This window comes from Vibrio sp. 378 (assembly GCF_033339435.1).
The window spans coordinates 1-1,261 of sequence record NZ_JAWOUO010000091.1; the positions used below are offsets into that span (position 1 = coordinate 1).

A 1,261-nucleotide genomic window follows, 5' to 3' on the forward strand; every position below is an offset into this window, starting at 1 on the left:
ATCGCGCTTTACAGGGATTGCCGCTCCAACAAATAACTCTCCGGTTGCCACTTCAATGGCACCAACTTGACAATCAATCAATTCAAATTGTTGATCATTAAATACTAAGATGCCTTTATCCGCGGGATGATCAGGCCAGATATGGCTAACGGGATGAAACGGAGTCACGTCGGTGACTACGTAGGTCACTTCATTGTGGTTTTGAACGAGTTGAATCTGAGCGTCCAACTGCCAAGTTTGATGGCAGAAACGGGTTTGTGTCGCGGTAATCGTCATGCTTTGCTTATCTTTGTGAATGTAAGAAGTTAAGGTTTTGTGCTGAGCATTTGAAGATACAGGAATCTGCACGTCATCACTAATATCACTAGAGGAAAACCGCGCAGAAGAACATTGTGATAATGATGAAAGTAAGGTTTAGAAAAGGACACATCTCACATCACTTTTAGAGGTTGCAAAAAACAGATAAAAAAATACCCAAGTAAAAACTTGGGTATCTTCAAATGCTTAAATTATTTTTTGCGGTTTTTAACCACAGACATCATACGTTTACGCTTACGCTCTTGAGACAAGGTTAGCTTGTTCGCACGATTCTCAAACGGGTTTTCGCTATTCTGGAAGTTGATACGAATTGGCGTACCCATAATTTCCAGTGACTTGCGGAAGTAGTTCATCAAGTAACGCTTGTATGAATCCGGAAGTTCACGAACCATGTTACCGTGAATCACGACGATTGGTGGGTTGTAACCACCTGCGTGCGCGTATTTTAGCTTGATACGACGGCCACGAACCATTGGCGGTTGGTGATCATCAGTCGCCATCTTCATGATACGAGTCAAAACAGAGGTACCAACACGTGTCGTTGCCGACTTGTACGCTTCTTGGATAGACTCAAACAAGTGACCAACACCAGTACCGTGCAGTGCAGAAATAAAGTGAATACGAGCAAAGTCAACGAAACCTAGGCGGCGGTCTAGCTCTTTCTTCACGTTCTCTTTTACTTCGTTATCTAGACCATCCCACTTGTTTACCGCTAGTACGATTGAACGACCGGCGTTCAATGCAAAACCTAGCAGGCTCAAGTCTTGGTCAGAGATGTTTTCACGTGCGTCGATAACCAATAGCACTACGTTTGCATCTTCGACGGCTTTCAACGTTTTAACAACGGAGAATTTCTCAACCGTTTCGTTAATACGACCACGACGACGTACACCCGCAGTATCAATGATTACATACTCACGGCCATCACGTTCCATAGGAATGT

Annotated in this window: 1 protein-coding gene and 1 pseudogene; both read right to left on the minus strand. The window is 43.8% G+C overall.

What is annotated here, in order from left to right:
• Positions 1–276, minus strand: a pseudogene (locus tag R7Q48_RS24290) (alanyl-tRNA editing protein); the annotation flags it as partial.
• A 233-nt stretch (positions 277–509) separates the two neighbouring features.
• The coding region (locus R7Q48_RS24295) for a ribosome biogenesis GTPase Der (protein ID WP_318132651.1) at positions 510–1,261 on the minus strand (752 nt) is incomplete at its 5' end.